General features: G+C 45.8%; 13 protein-coding genes. 9 read left to right on the top strand and 4 right to left on the bottom strand.

Features of this window, described 5'->3' with window-relative positions:
* Nucleotides 1-252 precede the first annotated feature (252 nt).
* On the bottom strand, nt 253-1,482 hold the full coding sequence (locus BN8908_RS09585) for an IS4 family transposase (RefSeq protein ID WP_068688501.1): 1,230 nt from the start codon (nt 1,480-1,482) through the stop codon (nt 253-255).
* Between the two features lie 480 nt (nt 1,483-1,962).
* Between BN8908_RS09585 and BN8908_RS09580 the strand changes: the two genes are divergently transcribed.
* From BN8908_RS09580 to BN8908_RS09565, 4 genes are all read left to right on the top strand, one after another.
* Nucleotides 1,963-4,290, top strand: a complete 2,328-nt coding sequence (locus tag BN8908_RS09580; RefSeq protein ID WP_068692199.1) for a GH92 family glycosyl hydrolase — start codon at nt 1,963-1,965, stop codon at nt 4,288-4,290.
* A gap of 29 nt (nt 4,291-4,319) precedes the next feature.
* On the top strand, nt 4,320-6,629 hold the full coding sequence (locus BN8908_RS09575) for a GH92 family glycosyl hydrolase (protein ID WP_068690261.1): 2,310 nt from the start codon (nt 4,320-4,322) through the stop codon (nt 6,627-6,629).
* A 274-nt stretch (nt 6,630-6,903) separates the two neighbouring features.
* Nucleotides 6,904-8,040: a clostripain-related cysteine peptidase gene (locus BN8908_RS09570; RefSeq protein WP_021988282.1), complete on the top strand. Its 1,137-nt coding sequence runs from the start codon at nt 6,904-6,906 to the stop codon at nt 8,038-8,040.
* A 159-nt stretch (nt 8,041-8,199) separates the two neighbouring features.
* The gene (locus tag BN8908_RS09565) at nt 8,200-8,991 is read left to right on the top strand and encodes a C40 family peptidase (protein ID WP_021988283.1); all 792 of its coding nucleotides are present in this window, start codon (nt 8,200-8,202) and stop codon (nt 8,989-8,991) included.
* A gap of 66 nt (nt 8,992-9,057) precedes the next feature.
* On the opposite strand, the gene BN8908_RS09560 is transcribed toward BN8908_RS09565, so the two are convergent.
* A complete protein-coding gene (locus BN8908_RS09560; protein WP_021988284.1) occupies nt 9,058-10,161 on the bottom strand; it encodes a PdxA family dehydrogenase in 1,104 nt (367 codons plus the stop codon).
* Between the two features lie 450 nt (nt 10,162-10,611).
* On the opposite strand from BN8908_RS09560, the gene BN8908_RS09555 reads away from it, so the two are divergent.
* Both BN8908_RS09555 and BN8908_RS09550 read left to right on the top strand, forming a co-directional pair.
* Entirely contained in the window at nt 10,612-11,847 is a 1,236-nt protein-coding gene (locus tag BN8908_RS09555) for a site-specific integrase (RefSeq protein ID WP_068690260.1), read from the top strand.
* A 12-nt stretch (nt 11,848-11,859) separates the two neighbouring features.
* Entirely contained in the window at nt 11,860-12,222 is a 363-nt protein-coding gene (locus tag BN8908_RS09550; protein ID WP_004308431.1) for a virulence RhuM family protein, read from the top strand.
* 79 nt (nt 12,223-12,301) lie between these two features.
* Here BN8908_RS09550 and BN8908_RS09545 read toward each other — a convergent pair whose 3' ends face one another.
* Both BN8908_RS09545 and BN8908_RS09540 read right to left on the bottom strand, forming a co-directional pair.
* Nucleotides 12,302-12,607 carry a helix-turn-helix domain-containing protein gene (locus BN8908_RS09545; protein WP_004308430.1) on the bottom strand — a complete coding sequence of 102 codons (306 nt, stop codon included), beginning with the start codon at nt 12,605-12,607 and terminating at the stop codon, nt 12,302-12,304.
* A gap of 32 nt (nt 12,608-12,639) precedes the next feature.
* Nucleotides 12,640-12,933: a helix-turn-helix domain-containing protein gene (locus BN8908_RS09540; protein ID WP_008645715.1), complete on the bottom strand. Its 294-nt coding sequence runs from the start codon at nt 12,931-12,933 to the stop codon at nt 12,640-12,642.
* A 210-nt stretch (nt 12,934-13,143) separates the two neighbouring features.
* Here BN8908_RS09540 and BN8908_RS09535 point away from each other — a divergent pair, with 210 nt between their 5' ends.
* The 3 genes from BN8908_RS09535 to BN8908_RS09525 are packed head-to-tail and all read left to right on the top strand — an operon-like array spanning nt 13,144 to nt 15,467.
* Entirely contained in the window at nt 13,144-13,503 is a 360-nt protein-coding gene (locus BN8908_RS09535) for a helix-turn-helix domain-containing protein (protein ID WP_005830221.1), read from the top strand.
* 3 nt (nt 13,504-13,506) lie between these two features.
* Nucleotides 13,507-13,857, top strand: coding sequence for a helix-turn-helix domain-containing protein (locus tag BN8908_RS09530; protein WP_004308425.1), 351 nt, complete (start codon nt 13,507-13,509; stop codon nt 13,855-13,857).
* 20 nt (nt 13,858-13,877) lie between these two features.
* Entirely contained in the window at nt 13,878-15,467 is a 1,590-nt protein-coding gene (locus tag BN8908_RS09525) for a DUF3945 domain-containing protein (RefSeq protein WP_008780589.1), read from the top strand.
* Nucleotides 15,468-15,485 lie beyond the last annotated feature (18 nt).

Genomic DNA, 15,485 nt, shown 5'->3' with positions numbered 1-15,485 from the left:
CACCGGGACGGACTCATTGTGTAATTTACGATTTATGATTTTTGATTTACGATTGGGGAGATTGCTGATTTGTAGAGGAGTTTCGAAGAGGTTGTTTCTGATTTTAAATTTTAGATTTTAAATTGTAAAATGGGTAGGGAGAAAATAACACACCGGGACGGACTCAGTCATGTTCGGAAGAAAAAATATTGTCCATGGTTGTCTTTTTCCATATATTCTTTTTTTCTGGTCTTCTCAAGTGCTCCTAAATTTTCAGACAGGAGGTCTGAGTTGCGTTTTATTCAGATCTCCCCCGCTTTCAATAACGATAATGGCCATAATCAGATTTTCGAGTTCAATGCCCATTCTTCTGACAGCCGTGGTATATCCGATATTATTTTCCCGTTTATAAATCATCACCAGCATAGCCGTAATCAGGGTCATATACATCACAATCTGTATTCCGTTTTCATTCATGGAGAGAAAATGGCTGAAATTCAGTTCCTGTTTGATAAAACGAAAAAAGACTTCAATATCCCACCGTCGACGGTATATCTGAGTAATAGTCTGAGCTGTAAGTTCCAGACAGTTAGTTATGAGTAAAATTTCGCCTTTACCCTGAGGTTTAAAACGCACTACCCGGAAAGTTTCATCAACGAGTCTGGTTGTTACTACTTTTCTTCCTTCTTTATTGAGTTTTTCTTCCCGTTTATAAAGTTTAACCAATTTGTCTTCAAGAAGGTCTCCGTCTGTGAAAACATCATTTCCCTTTTTCAGGTCCTCCACCACCAGCATTTTCCGTTTATCGGTCAGTCTGCCTACAAAAAGGAGTCCATCCTGACTTTTCATTGTCCTGAATGCTTCGGCAGAATTCTGACCGCGGTCAAGGATATAAACAGAAGAATGATCCTTTATCTTTTGAAAATGGCTGAGCACATTCTCAGGAAGTACATGGGATTCGCTGGCTTCACTATCACCCGAATGAGTCGTTGCAAAAGAAGCAAACATTCCGTCAAAATTGATGGTATATTTCATCATTTTCTTTTTCCCGTAAAGATTGCCGCACGGCATTCCCTGTTTGAGGTGATTGCAGGCTTCACTTACAAGAGTACTGTCCACACGCTGAAGACATAAGTTTTCGATCTCTTTCGTACTGTATAAAGAACTGAAAATATGATAGATCGTTTCGTAGCACTCCCGGAAGAAATCAGTATTCATGGTGGACAGACGATCGGATATGGAACTATGGGATATCGTTGGTTTACCTTTAAAATTAAATAAAGTACGAAAAAGAGGAGAGGAAAAGGAATCAGCCAGACCACGCTGGCTCAATTTATCTGTACGAAGGATTCCTGATAAAAGCAAATAAAACATCAAACGGCCATTCAATACTTTGGCATAATGATCAACTTTACTTTTAGTGGCTATTTTTAGGATATGTTCATCAGGAATCTGACGCAATAGCTGAATCAAATCAATTTTCTGATTAAAGATGGTTGACATATATCTATTGTTTATGAAAACAAATATAGATATTTAAATACAAGTCAATACACTATAAAACAATTAGTTACTAACAAAATAATACATGATTGTTAATAACTGGTATGTTTTTTTTGATTTCCAAAATTGGAGGGACTGTTCTTCCGAACATGACTGGGACGGACTTATTGTGTAATTTACGATTTATGATTTTTGATTTACGATTGATGTGGATATTGATCTGTATAGGGTTTTGAAGAGGTTGTTTAGGATTTTAAATTTCAGCTTTCAGTTTGAAAGTTGGGTTTGGAGTAAAAATGGCAGGATGTGTTTGTGAAGTGTGCTGAAAGTTGGTTAAACTTAGGGAGTATTTTTTATAAAAATTAACGGATATTTTGAAGTTTGATTATTTTTGTATCGGACGTCTTTCCTCTGTATTAATTTTGAGGGAGAGGATAACATCCTGTGTCCGGAAAAATGAATGATCTGCATCGTATTCGTATGAAAAGGATATCCGTATTGTTATTGGTTTTGATTTTCGTAGGAGGAAGTGTTGTTAATGCTCAACGAAAAATCGATTATGTGAATCCGTTGATCGGAACGAACGGAATGGGGCATACCTTTCCCGGAGCCTGCGTTCCTCACGGTTTAGTGCAATTGAGTCCGGATACCGACACTGTTCCGCATAATATTGACGGAAAGTATCAACCCCGGGTATATGAATATTGCGCCGGTTATCAATACCGGGACAGTTCGATTGTCGGTTTTAGTCATACTCATTTTAATGGGACGGGGCATTCGGATCTGGGTGATATTTTGCTAATGCCGGTGACCGGACCGGTAAAATATAATCCGGGGACAGCGGAAAATCCGGATAGCGGTTATCGTTCCCGTTTCTCACATGCAACGGAAAAAGCTTGTCCGGGGTATTATTCCGTTGTGTTGGAGGATTATGGTGTGAAGGCCGAATTGACGACGACGGAACGGGTAGGGGTACATAAATATACTTTTCCGGAGGGTGACGGACATATCATACTGGATTTGAAGCATGGTATTTATAATTACGATGGAAAGGTGTTGTGGGCCAATTTGCGGATAGAGAATGATACGTTGTTAACGGGCTATCGTATAACGAGTGGCTGGGCCCGGGTGAATTATACTTATTTTGCAATTACTTTTTCCAAGCCGATAAAGAGTTATGGTTACCGGGAGATGAAGCCTTTGCTTTACAATGGTATGTGGCGGAAGTTTGATGTTTACCGGAATTTTCCGGAAATCGGCGGACGGAATGTCGTTGCCTGTTTCGATTTTGATTTTTCCGGCGGAGAGACACTGGAAATAAAGGTGGCTCTTTCTCCGGTGAGTAGTCGTGGTGCATTGAACAATTTGCAGGTTGAAACTGCAGGAAGGAGTTTTGATGAATTGTGTCGACAGGCAGAACAAAAGTGGGAAAATGCTTTGAGTGTGGTCGATGTGACAGGGGATTATGACCGGACCTGTAATCTTTATTCTTCTCTTTATCACACATTAATCAATCCTTCGGTTTATATGGATTGCGACAGTTTGTACCGGGGTGTGGATCATGAAATACACAAAGCCGGTGATTTTACCAATTATACCGTTTTTTCCGTGTGGGACACCTACCGGGCTTTGCATCCGTTGTTCAATTTGTTTTATCCTTCTTTGAGCAAAGATATCGTTGCTTCGTTTTTGGCTCATTACCGGCAGAGCGTACACGGATTGCTACCGATTTGGTCTCATATGGCCAATGAAAACTGGTGTATGATCGGATATCACGGAGCTTCGGTTGTGGCGGATGCCTGTGTAAAAGGAATCGAAATGGACAGGGAACTGGGATTAGAGGCGGTTGTGAGTAGTTCTACGGTGCCTTATCTGGAAGGATTGGCTGAATATATGGAATCAGGATATGTACCGCAGGAAAGAAGTAGTAGTTCGGCATCTGTGACACTGGAATACGGATACGACGATTGGGCCATTTATAATATGGCCCGGGTGATGGGCGAGCAGGAGATAGCGAACAAATATTTCAAGCGGGCAAAGGCATATAAACATTTGATTGATCCGAAGCTGGGATTTATTCGTCCGAGGGACAGGGCCGGAAATTGGAAAGCGGATTTTGATGTTTTGGATACTCATGGACAGGGTTTTATTGAAGGTAATTCCTGGAATTATTCTTTTTATATACCTCAGGATGTGAATGGATTGAAGGCTTTTATGGGAGGAGATAAACGTTTTATCGAACGATTGGATTCTTTGTTTACAATGGAATTACCGGCTAAATATTATGCAAATACAGAGGATATTACAGCGGAAGGGTTGATGGGGAATTATGTACACGGTAATGAGCCCAGCCAGCATATCCCGTACCTGTATATGTGGACTTCCCAACCCTGGAAAACACAGTATCGTTTGCGTGAAATAATGGACCGGATGTACCGGAATAATATCGACGGGCTTTGCGGGAATGACGATTGCGGGCAGATGTCGGCCTGGTATATTTTTTCGGCCATGGGCTTTTATCCGGTTTGTCCGGGCTCGGATCAGTATGTATTGGGAGCTCCTTGTTTTAAAGAGATGACCGTACATCTTGAAAATGGTAAAAAACTGGTGATTAAGGCTCCCCGTGTGAGTGCTGAAAATCGTTATGTGAGGTCTGTAAAATGGAATGGAGAAGAGTATAAAAAAGCCTATCTTACTCACGAGGCTCTCCGTGAAGGCGGGGAATTGTATTTTGAGATGGGGGCTACTCCGAATAAGAAACGGCTGTTTACGAAGGAACAGAAGCCGTATTCCATGACGAAGGAATAATGTGTGTTTATTCGTTAAAATCAAAGTTTATGAAAGAGAAGGCGGTTGTATTATTGGTTTTGTTGGCTCTGGTTTGGGGATATCATTCTCCGGTAAGGGCAGAGGAGAAAGATTATTCGGACTATGTAAATCCTTTAATGGGGACATTGTCTGAATATCAGTTGTCTACCGGCAATACTTATCCGGCAATAGCCCGTCCTTGGGGGATGAATTTCTGGGTTCCCCAGACCGGCAAGATGGGAGATGGATGGATTTATGTATACGATCATTATCGTTTGCGCGGTTTTAAGCAGACCCACCAGCCCAGTCCGTGGATCAATGATTACGGTACGTTTTCCCTTATGCCTGTGAAGGGAATGAAAATTACGGAGGAGGACCGGGCGAGTTGGTTTTCACATAAGGCGGAAGTAGTCAAACCTTATTATTATAGCGTATACCTGGCTGAACACGATATTGTGACAGAGATGACACCGACTGAGCGGGCAGTTTACTTCCGGTTTACTTTTCCGGAAACGGACGAGGGATATATCGTGATCGATGCTTACGATAAGGGGTCGTATATAAAAGTGATTCCGGAAGAGAATAAGATTATGGGTTATACAACCCGTAATAGTGGCGGTGTGCCGGCGAATTTCAAAAATTATTTCGTCGTTGAGTTTGAAGATACCCCGGATGCATGGCATATTTGGAAAGATGGAAAGGTGTGTGACGGCAGGGAAGTGCAGGACGATCACGTGGGGGCTTTGATCGGCTTCAAAACCCGGCGGGGAGAAAAAATCCGGGCTCGTGTGGCTTCTTCTTTTATCAGCTATGAACAAGCCGAACGTAACCTGAAAGAATTGGAGAATAAAACGTTTGAAGAGGTAAAGGCAGAAGGACAGAAAGTATGGAATAAAATTTTAGGTGTGTTTGATGTTGAAATGAGCCTGGATGAGATGCGCACTTTTTATTCCTGTTTGTATCGTTCTGTTTTATTTCCGCGTAGCTTTTACGAATTTGACGAAAACGGACGTCCTGTTCATTACAGTCCTTATAACGGAAAGGTATTGCCGGGTTATATGTTTACGGATACGGGTTTTTGGGATACTTTCCGTTGTTTATTTCCTTTACTGAATCTGGCTTATCCTTCGATGAATGCTAAGATACAGGAAGGATTACTCAATACGTATAAAGAAAGCGGTTTTTTGCCGGAATGGGCGTCGCCGGGACATCGCGGTTGTATGGTGGGAAATAATTCGGCTTCAGTAGTGTCTGACGCTATCCTCAAAGATATTACTCCCAGGGATATTCAGTTGCCTTTGTATGAAGCGATGTTGTCTACTGCTAACAGTTGTCATCCGCAGGTGAAATCGACCGGGCGGTATGGCTATGAGTATTATAACAATTTAGGTTATGTACCTTATGATGCCGGAATTAACGAAAGTGCAGCCCGTACGTTGGAGTATGCCTATGATGATTGGTGTATTGCCCAGGTGGGGCGGAAGCTTGGCCGGTCGGCAGAAGAGACTGGTCTGTATGAAAAACGTTCACAGAATTATAAAAATTTGTTTGATTCTTCTCATAATTTGATGCGTGGTAAAAACAAGGACGGACGGTTTCAGGAGCCTTTTAATCCATTGAAATGGGGGGATGCGTTTACAGAAGGTAACAGTTGGCATTATACCTGGTCGGTGTTCCACGATGTGAAAGGGTTACAGGATTTAATGGGAGGGCGTGATGTTTTTGTATATATGCTGGATTCCGTATTTACCGTTCCACCGGTTTATGACGATAGTTATTACGGCGGGGTTATTCATGAAATCCGCGAGATGCAAGTAATGAATATGGGAAATTATGCTCATGGTAATCAGCCTGTACAGCATATGATCTATCTGTATAATTATGGCGGTGAACCCTGGAAGGCTCAATATTGGGTGCGGCAGACGATGGAGAGGATGTATCGTCCGACTCCCGACGGATATTGCGGGGATGAGGATAACGGACAAACTTCGGCCTGGTATGTGTTTTCCAGTTTGGGTTTTTATCCGGTATGTCCCGGTAGCGATCAATATGTCATCGGAGCGCCGCTGGTCCGGAAAGCAACGATTACATTGGAAAACGGTCATAAAATTGAAATATCGGCTCCGGACAATACTCCGGAGAATTGTTATATCCGGAGTTTGAGGGTGGATGGGAGAGAATATGACAAAAACTATTTTAGTTACGGAGATTTGATAAAAGGTACGACTTTGCAATTCGATATGAGTCATAGGCCGAATAAAAAACGCGGGATACATCAGTCGGCATTTCCTTATTCGTTCAGTGATCAGAAAATTTTTGATCAGGGATTTTACAGATAGGTTTTTCATTGAGGGATGAATTTCAAGCAGGTGGTATTTTATATAAGTATTGATTCCCGGTTAATTTCGATGTATGTTATTCGAACGGTAAATCAAGCGGATATTTATCGGGTCTGAAAATATATTAATTTGCAATTGAAAATCAAAGATTTATTATCTGTCAGGCTGGAATCGGATTTACAATCTACAATTTACAATCAGAATCTATAATTTTGCTACCGATGTTTTACTTTTTGAAAAATAATCCGTATACTCGAATTTTAATTTGAATAGCATGATGCGGATTATAGGTATACTATTATTGTTTCTGGGACTTTGGGGATGTAGTGACGACAAACATACTCCTCCTATGGCAGATCGGACTGTGATTGTATATTTGGGTGTAGATAATAATTTCAGCGGGGAGGATGATGAAAAGATTGCCGGGTTGACAGAGGGGTGGAAAGAAAGTTTCACCGGTCATTTATTGGTTTATGCAGACCCGCGACCTAAGGGTAGTAATTCGGATAATCCGCAGGGAGAGCCCTACTTAACGGAAATATTGTGGGAGAACGGGAAAGCCGTTGCCCGGGAAGTGAAACGCTATGAAGAAAGTAATTCTGCCGATCCGGTTATTTTTCGCCGGGTATTGTCCGAGATTGTAGATGAATATCCGGCTCAGTCTTACGGTTTGGTCGTTTTATCACATGCTTCCGGTTGGCTTCCTGTCAATACGTTGGCCCGTCCGCGTTCGGTTATATCCGATAAAGGAGAAGAAATGGAGGTCCGTGATTTTGTAACGGCTTTGCCCGTAAAGATGTCTTTTGTTATTTTTGATGCCTGTTTGATGGGAGGCGTTGAAGTTGCTTACGAGTTTAAAGAGTGTGCCGATTATCTGGTATTTTCTCCGGCCGAAGTATTGGTGCCCGGTTTCGTATATAAAACGATGATGGGTCATCTGATGAAGGAAAAACCGGATTTAACGGCTGTTGCCCGTGAGTTTTACGAATATTACGATAAACTGAGCGGTGCATGGCGTTCTGCGACAGTTACGGTTCTTGATGTGTCGAAAATGGAAGCATTGGCGAATCTTGCCAAAGAGTTGCTGGCCGGTGTCGACGGTGAAAAGCATCTTGATATCGGTCATATACAACGTTACGGATACGGCTGGAATAATCTGTATTTCGATTTGGGAGATTACCTGGAAACGTTATATCCTCAGCGTGTCGGAGAGATAGAGGCTGCTTTGAATGCATGTATTGTGTATAAGGCTCATACTCCCGGCTATTATTCGGCAGGTAACGGTTCTTATTCTGCCATTGATTTTTATAGTGGTCTGACTGTTTATATACCGCAGGAGGCTTATCCTTATATGAATAACGAATATAAGAAGATGAAATGGACACAACAGGTAAATCCTTATATTCCCTGATATTTTTGAATAATTTATTACCTTTGTTCGAAGTTGGGGGTTGCCTGGCTTAAGTCTATAGACTTGTTTATCATTTTTGCAATTTGCTAAAAAAGTTTTTACAATATTTGAATAGATCAACTGATTTTGATGTATTATTATAATTCCTAATCTATAAAGATGGCTTTCGGAATAGCAGATTTGAGTATTGTTCCCATGCGTCGGGAACAGTCGGAAAGAAGCGAGATGGTTTCGCAAATATTGTTCGGTGAATTATATGAAATATCGGAGGTTGCCGAAAAATGGGTGTATGTGAAATTGCTGCATGACGGTTATGAGGGGTGGATCGACCGGAAGATGTGTAAACCGGTGAGTGATGAATATGCGGAAAAATATCGGACCGATGTTCCTGTTCTGACAACCGAAGTTTTTAATATTATTACGAAGGAGGGGGATTACGGCAATAAACTGATTGTTTCCGGGAGCGTTCTTCCGTTTTTAGAAGCAGATAGCCGTAAGTTGCTGATCGGGGAAGATGTGTATACGATGGTTACACGTCCGAAGGATGTCGGGATAGACAGTTTGCGGGAATTGATTATCGAATATGCGTTGATGTATTATAATACCCCTTATTTGTGGGGAGGGCGTTCGCCGTATGGAATTGATTGTTCGGGTTTGGCACAGATTGTCTATCGTATTGCCGGTATCGATTTGCCCCGGGATGCCTCCCAGCAGGTTAATTGCGGGCAGAATTTTTCTTTTGTAGAAGAAGCTTTACCAGGTGATCTTGCGTTTTTCGGAGATGATGCTGGGGCTATTACTCATGTCGGCATATTGTGGGAACAAAACCGGATCATTCATGCTTCCGGGCGGGTACGGGTAGATAAAATCGATCATCAGGGAATTTTCAATGAGGAATTGAAACGGTATACCCATAATCTTAAGGTTATCAAACGGGTTATAAATGATTGATTCTGGTATAAATAAAGGGTGGCTGTAAAATTTGCCACCCTTTTTTATAATTGTTTTTCGAGGAAATTAATCTTCCGGAAAATCTTTGACACCTGCGATTTGTTCGACATTCAGGTCGCTTTCATTGGCATTTCCGGCGACGTCGTAATGTTGTAGCGGGTTAGCAGTCAATTCCGCATTTTGTTGTCTGTTGTTGAATACATCTATGCCGAGGTATAATGCCGAGTTCAAAGCGATTTCATCCGCCTGGTTCTGGCCGACGATGTCGTAAGCTGTTCCCGATACGGTTGAGGTATATACGATCGGAAGCCCGGCAATAAGGACTGCCCCTTCGTTGCCTTCTATCGTTTTGAAAGGAACCATGCCCTGATCGTGATACAAAGCCAGTATAGCATCGAATTTTTCGTAATCCGTACCTTTGAACAGGTTTTCCGGGGAATAAGGGCCGAGAGCCATAATTCCGTTTTCCCTTGCTTTTTCAATGGCCGGGATGATGATGGATTTTTCTTCTTCTCCGAAGAGACAGTTCTCTCCGCTATGGGGATTTAGTCCCAATACGGCAATACGGGGTTTCCGTATGGTAAAATCTTTTTTAAGTGTATTGTCGAGCATCTTCAGCTTACTGAGTATGTTGACCGGCGTAATATTGGCTGCAATTTCCTTAAAGGGAATATGCGTTGTAACAAATCCGATTTTCATTTTTGTACCGACCAATACCGGCATAACATTTTTAACGCCGTATCGTTTGGCCAGATAGTCCGGACATCCGTAGGCACCTTCTGTTTTGAAAGATTCGATCCCCTGGGGTGCTGCAACGATGATTTCGATTCCCTGATGATCCAGATCATCCAGAGCTTTTTTCAGGGCGATCATGGCAGCTTTGTCCGATTCGGCCGTTTCCTGACCCAATTCGACTTTTACTGCATCGTCGATACAATTGATTACATTACAACGTTTGGGGTTCGCTTCTCTCGGTGTTTGTATGCTATTCAGATTAAAATTTTCGATATTTAAAGTTTTCCGGTGATAGGCTGCGACTTTTGAAGAACCGTAGAGGATAGGAGTACATATTTCACAAATCCGGTTTTCTGCCATCATTTTTATGATTAGCTCGTAACTGATACCGTTTACATCTCCGTGTGTGATACCTACATTTAATCTGTTTTCCATATAATCTTTTTTTAGATGCTCTCCGTTGTATTATTATTATACGGCTGGACTTTGAATTGTTGTTGTATAAGCCGCTCAAATCCCGTCGGATTTTTGCCGTACCGGGGCATAACTTTTTCGGGCAAAGTTATTACAAAAAAGTGAAATGCGGAAGAATATGGTAATGGATTTGATTTACAGGGGTTTCATTAACGCTGCCAATTATTCTGAGAGCCATTACAATCCACGCCGAAGCCAAATCAAGACGGAGCTACGTTACTTGTTCGTAACCACGCCCAATAGGTGACGAAATGGACACGAATAACGAAACAAGGCCTTAAGGATTAGTGAGTTACTGACAACTCACGCAAAAAATCCGGTAACAAAAAAAGATTGCGCCGTTCTTCCGCGATTTGCGTATCAGAGGAGGGCTCTTCACCAACTAATTTTGAACAAAAAAAATTAAGGACGATGAAGAGTACATTTTCAGTTATTTACTACCTCAAACGTCAGGTAGTGAAAAAAGACGGGACGGTTCCCGTCATGGGACGCATCACGGTGGACGGCAGCCAGACGCAATTCAGTTGCAAACTGACCATCGATCCCAAGTTGTGGGACACCAAAGGGGGACGTGTCACGGGCAGAAGCACGGCGGCACTCGAAACGAACCGCATGCTTGACAAGATGCGGGTGCGCATCAACAAGCACTATCAGGAAATCATGGAGCGTGACAACTTCGTCACGGCAGAGAAGGTGAAGAACGCCTTTCTCGGACTGGAACACCGCTATCACACGCTGATGCAGGTGTTCCAGCAACACAACGAGGACTATGCCAAGCAGGTGGAAGCAGGCATGAAAGCCAAAGGCACACTCTTGAAGTACAAGACCGTTTACAAGCACCTGCAAGAGTTTCTCAACATCCGTTACCACGTGAAGGACATCGCGTTGAAAGAGCTTACCCCCGCTTTCATTTCCGACTTCGAGATGTTTCTGCGCACGGACAAACACTGCTGCACCAATACCGTGTGGCTGTATGTATGCCCACTTCGGACGATGGTGTTCATCGCCATCAACAACGAATGGCTCACACGCGACCCGTTCAGGGAGTATGAAATCAAGAAGGAGGAAACGACACGCAGTTTCCTGACCAAAGACGAAATCCGCCTGCTGATGGAAGGTAAACTGAAGAACGCCAAACAGGAACTATACCGCGACCTCTACCTGTTCTGCGCCTTCACGGGCTTGTCATTCGCCGATATGCGCAATTTGACGGAAGAGAACATCCGCACCTACTTCGATGAACACGAGTGGATAAACATCAACCGCCAGAAGACGGGCGTGGTGTCTAACATCCGCCTGCTTGACATTGCGAAACAAATCATCGACAAATACCGCGGGCTGTGCGAAAACGGCAGGATTTTCCCTGTTCCCCACTACAACACGTGCCTCGCCGGGATCCGTGCCGTCGCCAAGCGTTGCGGCATCACCAAGCATATCACGTGGCATACCAGCCGCCATACGGCAGCCACGACGGTGTTCCTCTCCAACGGTGTACCCATCGAAACAGTCAGTTCCATGCTGGGACACAAGAGTATAAAGACAACGCAGATATACGCGAAGATAACCAAAGAGAAGCTCAACCAAGACATGGAGAACCTTGCCGCAAGATTGAACCAAATCGAGGAATTTGCAGGATGTACCATCTAAAACAGAGACGCCATGAAACGTGACATAATCATTATAGAGGACAAGACGGTCAGCGTAACCGGTAACGAGGTATGGATGACCGCCGGGGAAATCGCCGAAGAGTTCCATGCCACCGTCCCGGCAGTGAACGCCGCCATCAAAGCCGTCCGCAAGTCGGACGTGCTGAACGACTACGAGGTATGCCGCTACATACAGCTTGAAAACGGCCTGTACGCGGATGTTTACTCGCTTGAAATCATCATTCCAGTAGCCTTCCGGCTGAACACCTACTATACACACGTGTTCCGCATGTGGCTGGTGGAGAAGGCTCTCTCAAAGGAAAAGAGGCAGGCATACGTGATGTTCATACAGAACGGGAAAACCGGATATTGCTGAACACGCATACAGACAACGAAAAAGGAAACGGACAACACCATCGGGTGCTGTCCGTTTCCTTTTTTTTCATGCAACCGCCTTATTCCAGCGGCTTGAGGTAATTCGCCTCCAACAGTTCACGCAGTCCCGATTCGGGATAAAGCACCTTACCTGCCAGAAGGATAAAGGGCAGCATCCTGTTGTTGCGATACTCCTGCAAGGTGCGGCGGCTTACCCGGAGCATTTCCGCCACCTCCCTGTCCGTCAGGTAATGTTCCCCGTCCAGTGGCGGACGGTAACTTTCCAAAAATGCGGAGAGCCATTTGGAGCCTTTGAGCATATTCTGTATCGCGGTGGCAACCGGCTCGTCCTCCATTGAGAAAACCTCGTTGTTCTCGTTCATCATAACATCGGATTAAGTGGTTAATAAAAACAGAGTCATTTTCCATCGGGATAGATCGTGCCGATAAGCGGAATAAGCCGCCTGACCTCCTCCGGCCTGTAATAGAACCTGCGGTTCATCTGCGAGTAGCCGATAAGCCGCCTGTCACGCAATGACTGCAACGTGCGCGGGCTGATTCTCAACTGCCCGCAGACCTCCTCGCCCGTGAGCCACCTTTCCAGCCGCCCGCCGTCGCTTTTGCGCCTGAGGGCGGCGACTTTCTCCGAGAGGGCGTTGAATGACGCCAGCATCATCTCGAAGGTCTTTTTCTCGATAGATACGATTTCCATATACCAAAACATTTAATGATTTACCGCAAAGGTAACGCAGCCGCCTTGAATGCGTGCCGTTTTCCGCTATACGGCAGCTTGTTGCGCCGGTTGTCCGGGTTACGGAGTCACTTTCAAAGAAAATCTTACGTGAGTCACGTAATGAGTTGTTAAAGCCCCTTTTGTTTATTGCCGAATTTTGCCGCAGAGAAACAAAAGAAAGGACAAAATATGAAAGTGATAACGATTGAAAGTTCCGCCTTCACCGCCCTGACGGAACAGATAGCCGAGATAGCGGTCTATGTGCGTGCCGTTTCCGGTGAGAGGAAGGGAGAGTCTTCCGACATGCTGCTCACCACCCGCGAGGCGGCGCACCTGCTGAACGTGAGTACCCGTACCCTCCAACGTATGCGCAGCGAACAGCGCATCGGCTATATCGTGCTGCGCGGCAAATGCCGCTACCGCCGGTCGGAAATAGACCGCCTGCTCGCAGACTGCACCGTGGCAGAAGATGCAGCGACACTGACGGAACTGAAACGCAACCACACGCTGCGCACGGGCGGCGGCAAACCCAAAGGAAGGAGGACATAAGATATGGAACTGCTTACACGAAACAATTTTGAGGACTGGATGCAGAAGCTGATGGAACGGCTCGACCGTCAGGACGAGCTGCTGCTCTCCCTGCGACCGTCCGGCAAAGCCCCAAACCCGATGGAAAGTATCAGGATGTTCGACAACCAAGACCTCTGCATGCTGCTCCAGATAAGCAAGCGTACCCTGCAGCGCTACCGCAGCATCGGTGCATTGCCGTACAAGACGCTCGGCAAAAAGACCTATTACAGCGAGGAGGACGTACTGACATTCCTCTCCGAACACGTAAAGGATTTCCGCAAGGAAGATATAGCCTTCTACAAGGCGCGTATCCATAATTTCTTTAATAAATAACCCATTAAAACATTTTTCAAATGGCAAAGAAAACAACAGAAAAAGACGTGCTGATAGTCCGCGACGAGAAGACGGGCGAGATTAGCGTGGTAGCCGGGCTTAACGCCGACGGCTCACCCAAGCGTACCCCCGCAAAGGCGGAGAACGCGCAGAGTTTCCTGCAATTCGACAGGCACGGAGACGTGCTGGACAACTTCTTCAAAAACTTCTTCCGGCAGTGCAAGGAACCCAGCCGCTTCGGTTTCTACCGTGTCGCGGCGGACCAAGCCGACAAGCTGCTGGAAGTTATCAAGGACTTGCTGAAAGACCCCGAGGGCAACAAGGAGATGCTTGCGCCCCACAAGGTGGACACCTCCGGCTACGAAAAGAAAGTACAGGAGGAGCAGTCCGCCGAAAAGCAGGAACAACCGGGACAGAAACAAGATGACGAACCTAAAAAACAGGAAGAAATGGAACAGAAAAACGAACAGAATCAGGAAAACCCGCAGCAGGCGCAGAGCAACCGGGGCTACCAACCCATCGACGAGAGCAAGATCAACTGGAAGGAGTTGGAGGAGAAATGGGGCGTGAAGCGCGACGACCTTGAAAAGTCGGGCGACCTTGACAGGATGCTCAACTACGGCAAGTCCGACTTGGTGAGGGTGTCGCCCAATTTCGGCGGAGAAGCTTTCGAGCTGGATGCCCGCCTCTCCTTCAAGAAGGACGGCGAGGGCAACGTCAGCCTTGTGCCGCACTTCATCCGCAAGGAGCAGAAACTCGACGAGTACAAGGAACACAAGTTCTCCGACGACGACCGGAAGAACCTGCGCGAAACGGGCAACCTCGGCAGGGTTGTGGACCTCGTGGACAGGGAAACGGGCGAGATCATCCCCTCGTTCGTCAGCATCGACCGCAAGACGAACGAAATCACGGATGTCCCGGCAAACAAGGTGCGCATACCGGAGCGCATCGGCAAGACGGAAATCACCAAGCAGGAGCAGGACATGCTGCGTGCCGGGCTGCCTGTGCGCGACAAACTCATCGAACGCAAGGACGGCAGGAAGTTCGTCACCACCCTGCAAGTGAACGTGGAGCAGCGCGGCGTGGAGTTCGTGCCGGGAACCGGCAGGTCGCCACGTGCCGCACAAGCACAGGAAGCCAAGAACAACCCCGCACAGGGACAGGCGCAGGGTACGGAAAATACAGCCAACACGAACAAGGAGCAACGCCGCAACACGTGGACGAACGCCGACGGCAGCATCCGCCCCATCAGCAAATGGAGCGGCGTGGACTTCACCGAGCAGCAGAAAGCCGACTACGTGGCTGGCAAAGCCGTGAAACTGGAGAACGTGACCGACAAGCAGGGCTTCCACGCCACGATGTACATCAGGTTCAACCCGGAGAAGGGACGCCCGTACCGCTACGACACCAACCCCGACAACGCGCAGAAGGTCGCGCCTTCCAACGAGAGCCGCACGCAGGTGGCGGTGAACAGCGAGGGCAAGACCAACGAGGCTACCAAGAACCTGAAGGAGCCGTTGCGGAAGGGACAGACCGCCCCGAAGGACACCGCACAGCAACAGCAGCAGGAGAAGCCGCAAAAGAAAAACAATAAGGGCATGAAGATGTAATCCGGTGTCCGCCACTAA

It is taken from the genome of Culturomica massiliensis (assembly GCF_900091655.1).
Classification (GTDB): Bacteria; Bacteroidota; Bacteroidia; order Bacteroidales; family Marinifilaceae; genus Culturomica; species Culturomica massiliensis.
The sequence above is the reverse complement of the archived record's forward strand: the minus strand, read 5'-3'. Positions and strand labels throughout refer to the sequence as shown.

Bases quoted from the DNA above. Each gene is read 5' to 3' on its own strand.
- BN8908_RS09585 (WP_068688501.1), bottom strand. From the start codon at position 1,482: ATGTCAACCATCTTTAATCAGAAAATTGATTTGATTCAGCTATTGCGT.
- BN8908_RS09575 (WP_068690261.1), top strand. From the start codon at position 4,320: ATGAAAGAGAAGGCGGTTGTATTATTGGTTTTGTTGGCTCTGGTTTGG.
- BN8908_RS09560 (WP_021988284.1), bottom strand. From the start codon at position 10,161: ATGGAAAACAGATTAAATGTAGGTATCACACACGGAGATGTAAACGGT.
- BN8908_RS09550 (WP_004308431.1), top strand. From the start codon at position 11,860: ATGAAACGTGACATAATCATTATAGAGGACAAGACGGTCAGCGTAACC.
- BN8908_RS09535 (WP_005830221.1), top strand. From the start codon at position 13,144: ATGAAAGTGATAACGATTGAAAGTTCCGCCTTCACCGCCCTGACGGAA.
- BN8908_RS09525 (WP_008780589.1), top strand. From the start codon at position 13,878: ATGGCAAAGAAAACAACAGAAAAAGACGTGCTGATAGTCCGCGACGAG.
- BN8908_RS09540 (WP_008645715.1), bottom strand. From the start codon at position 12,933: ATGGAAATCGTATCTATCGAGAAAAAGACCTTCGAGATGATGCTGGCG.
- BN8908_RS09570 (WP_021988282.1), top strand. From the start codon at position 6,904: ATGATGCGGATTATAGGTATACTATTATTGTTTCTGGGACTTTGGGGA.
- BN8908_RS09545 (WP_004308430.1), bottom strand. From the start codon at position 12,607: ATGATGAACGAGAACAACGAGGTTTTCTCAATGGAGGACGAGCCGGTT.
- BN8908_RS09580 (WP_068692199.1), top strand. From the start codon at position 1,963: ATGAAAAGGATATCCGTATTGTTATTGGTTTTGATTTTCGTAGGAGGA.
- BN8908_RS09565 (WP_021988283.1), top strand. From the start codon at position 8,200: ATGGCTTTCGGAATAGCAGATTTGAGTATTGTTCCCATGCGTCGGGAA.
- BN8908_RS09530 (WP_004308425.1), top strand. From the start codon at position 13,507: ATGGAACTGCTTACACGAAACAATTTTGAGGACTGGATGCAGAAGCTG.
- BN8908_RS09555 (WP_068690260.1), top strand. From the start codon at position 10,612: ATGAAGAGTACATTTTCAGTTATTTACTACCTCAAACGTCAGGTAGTG.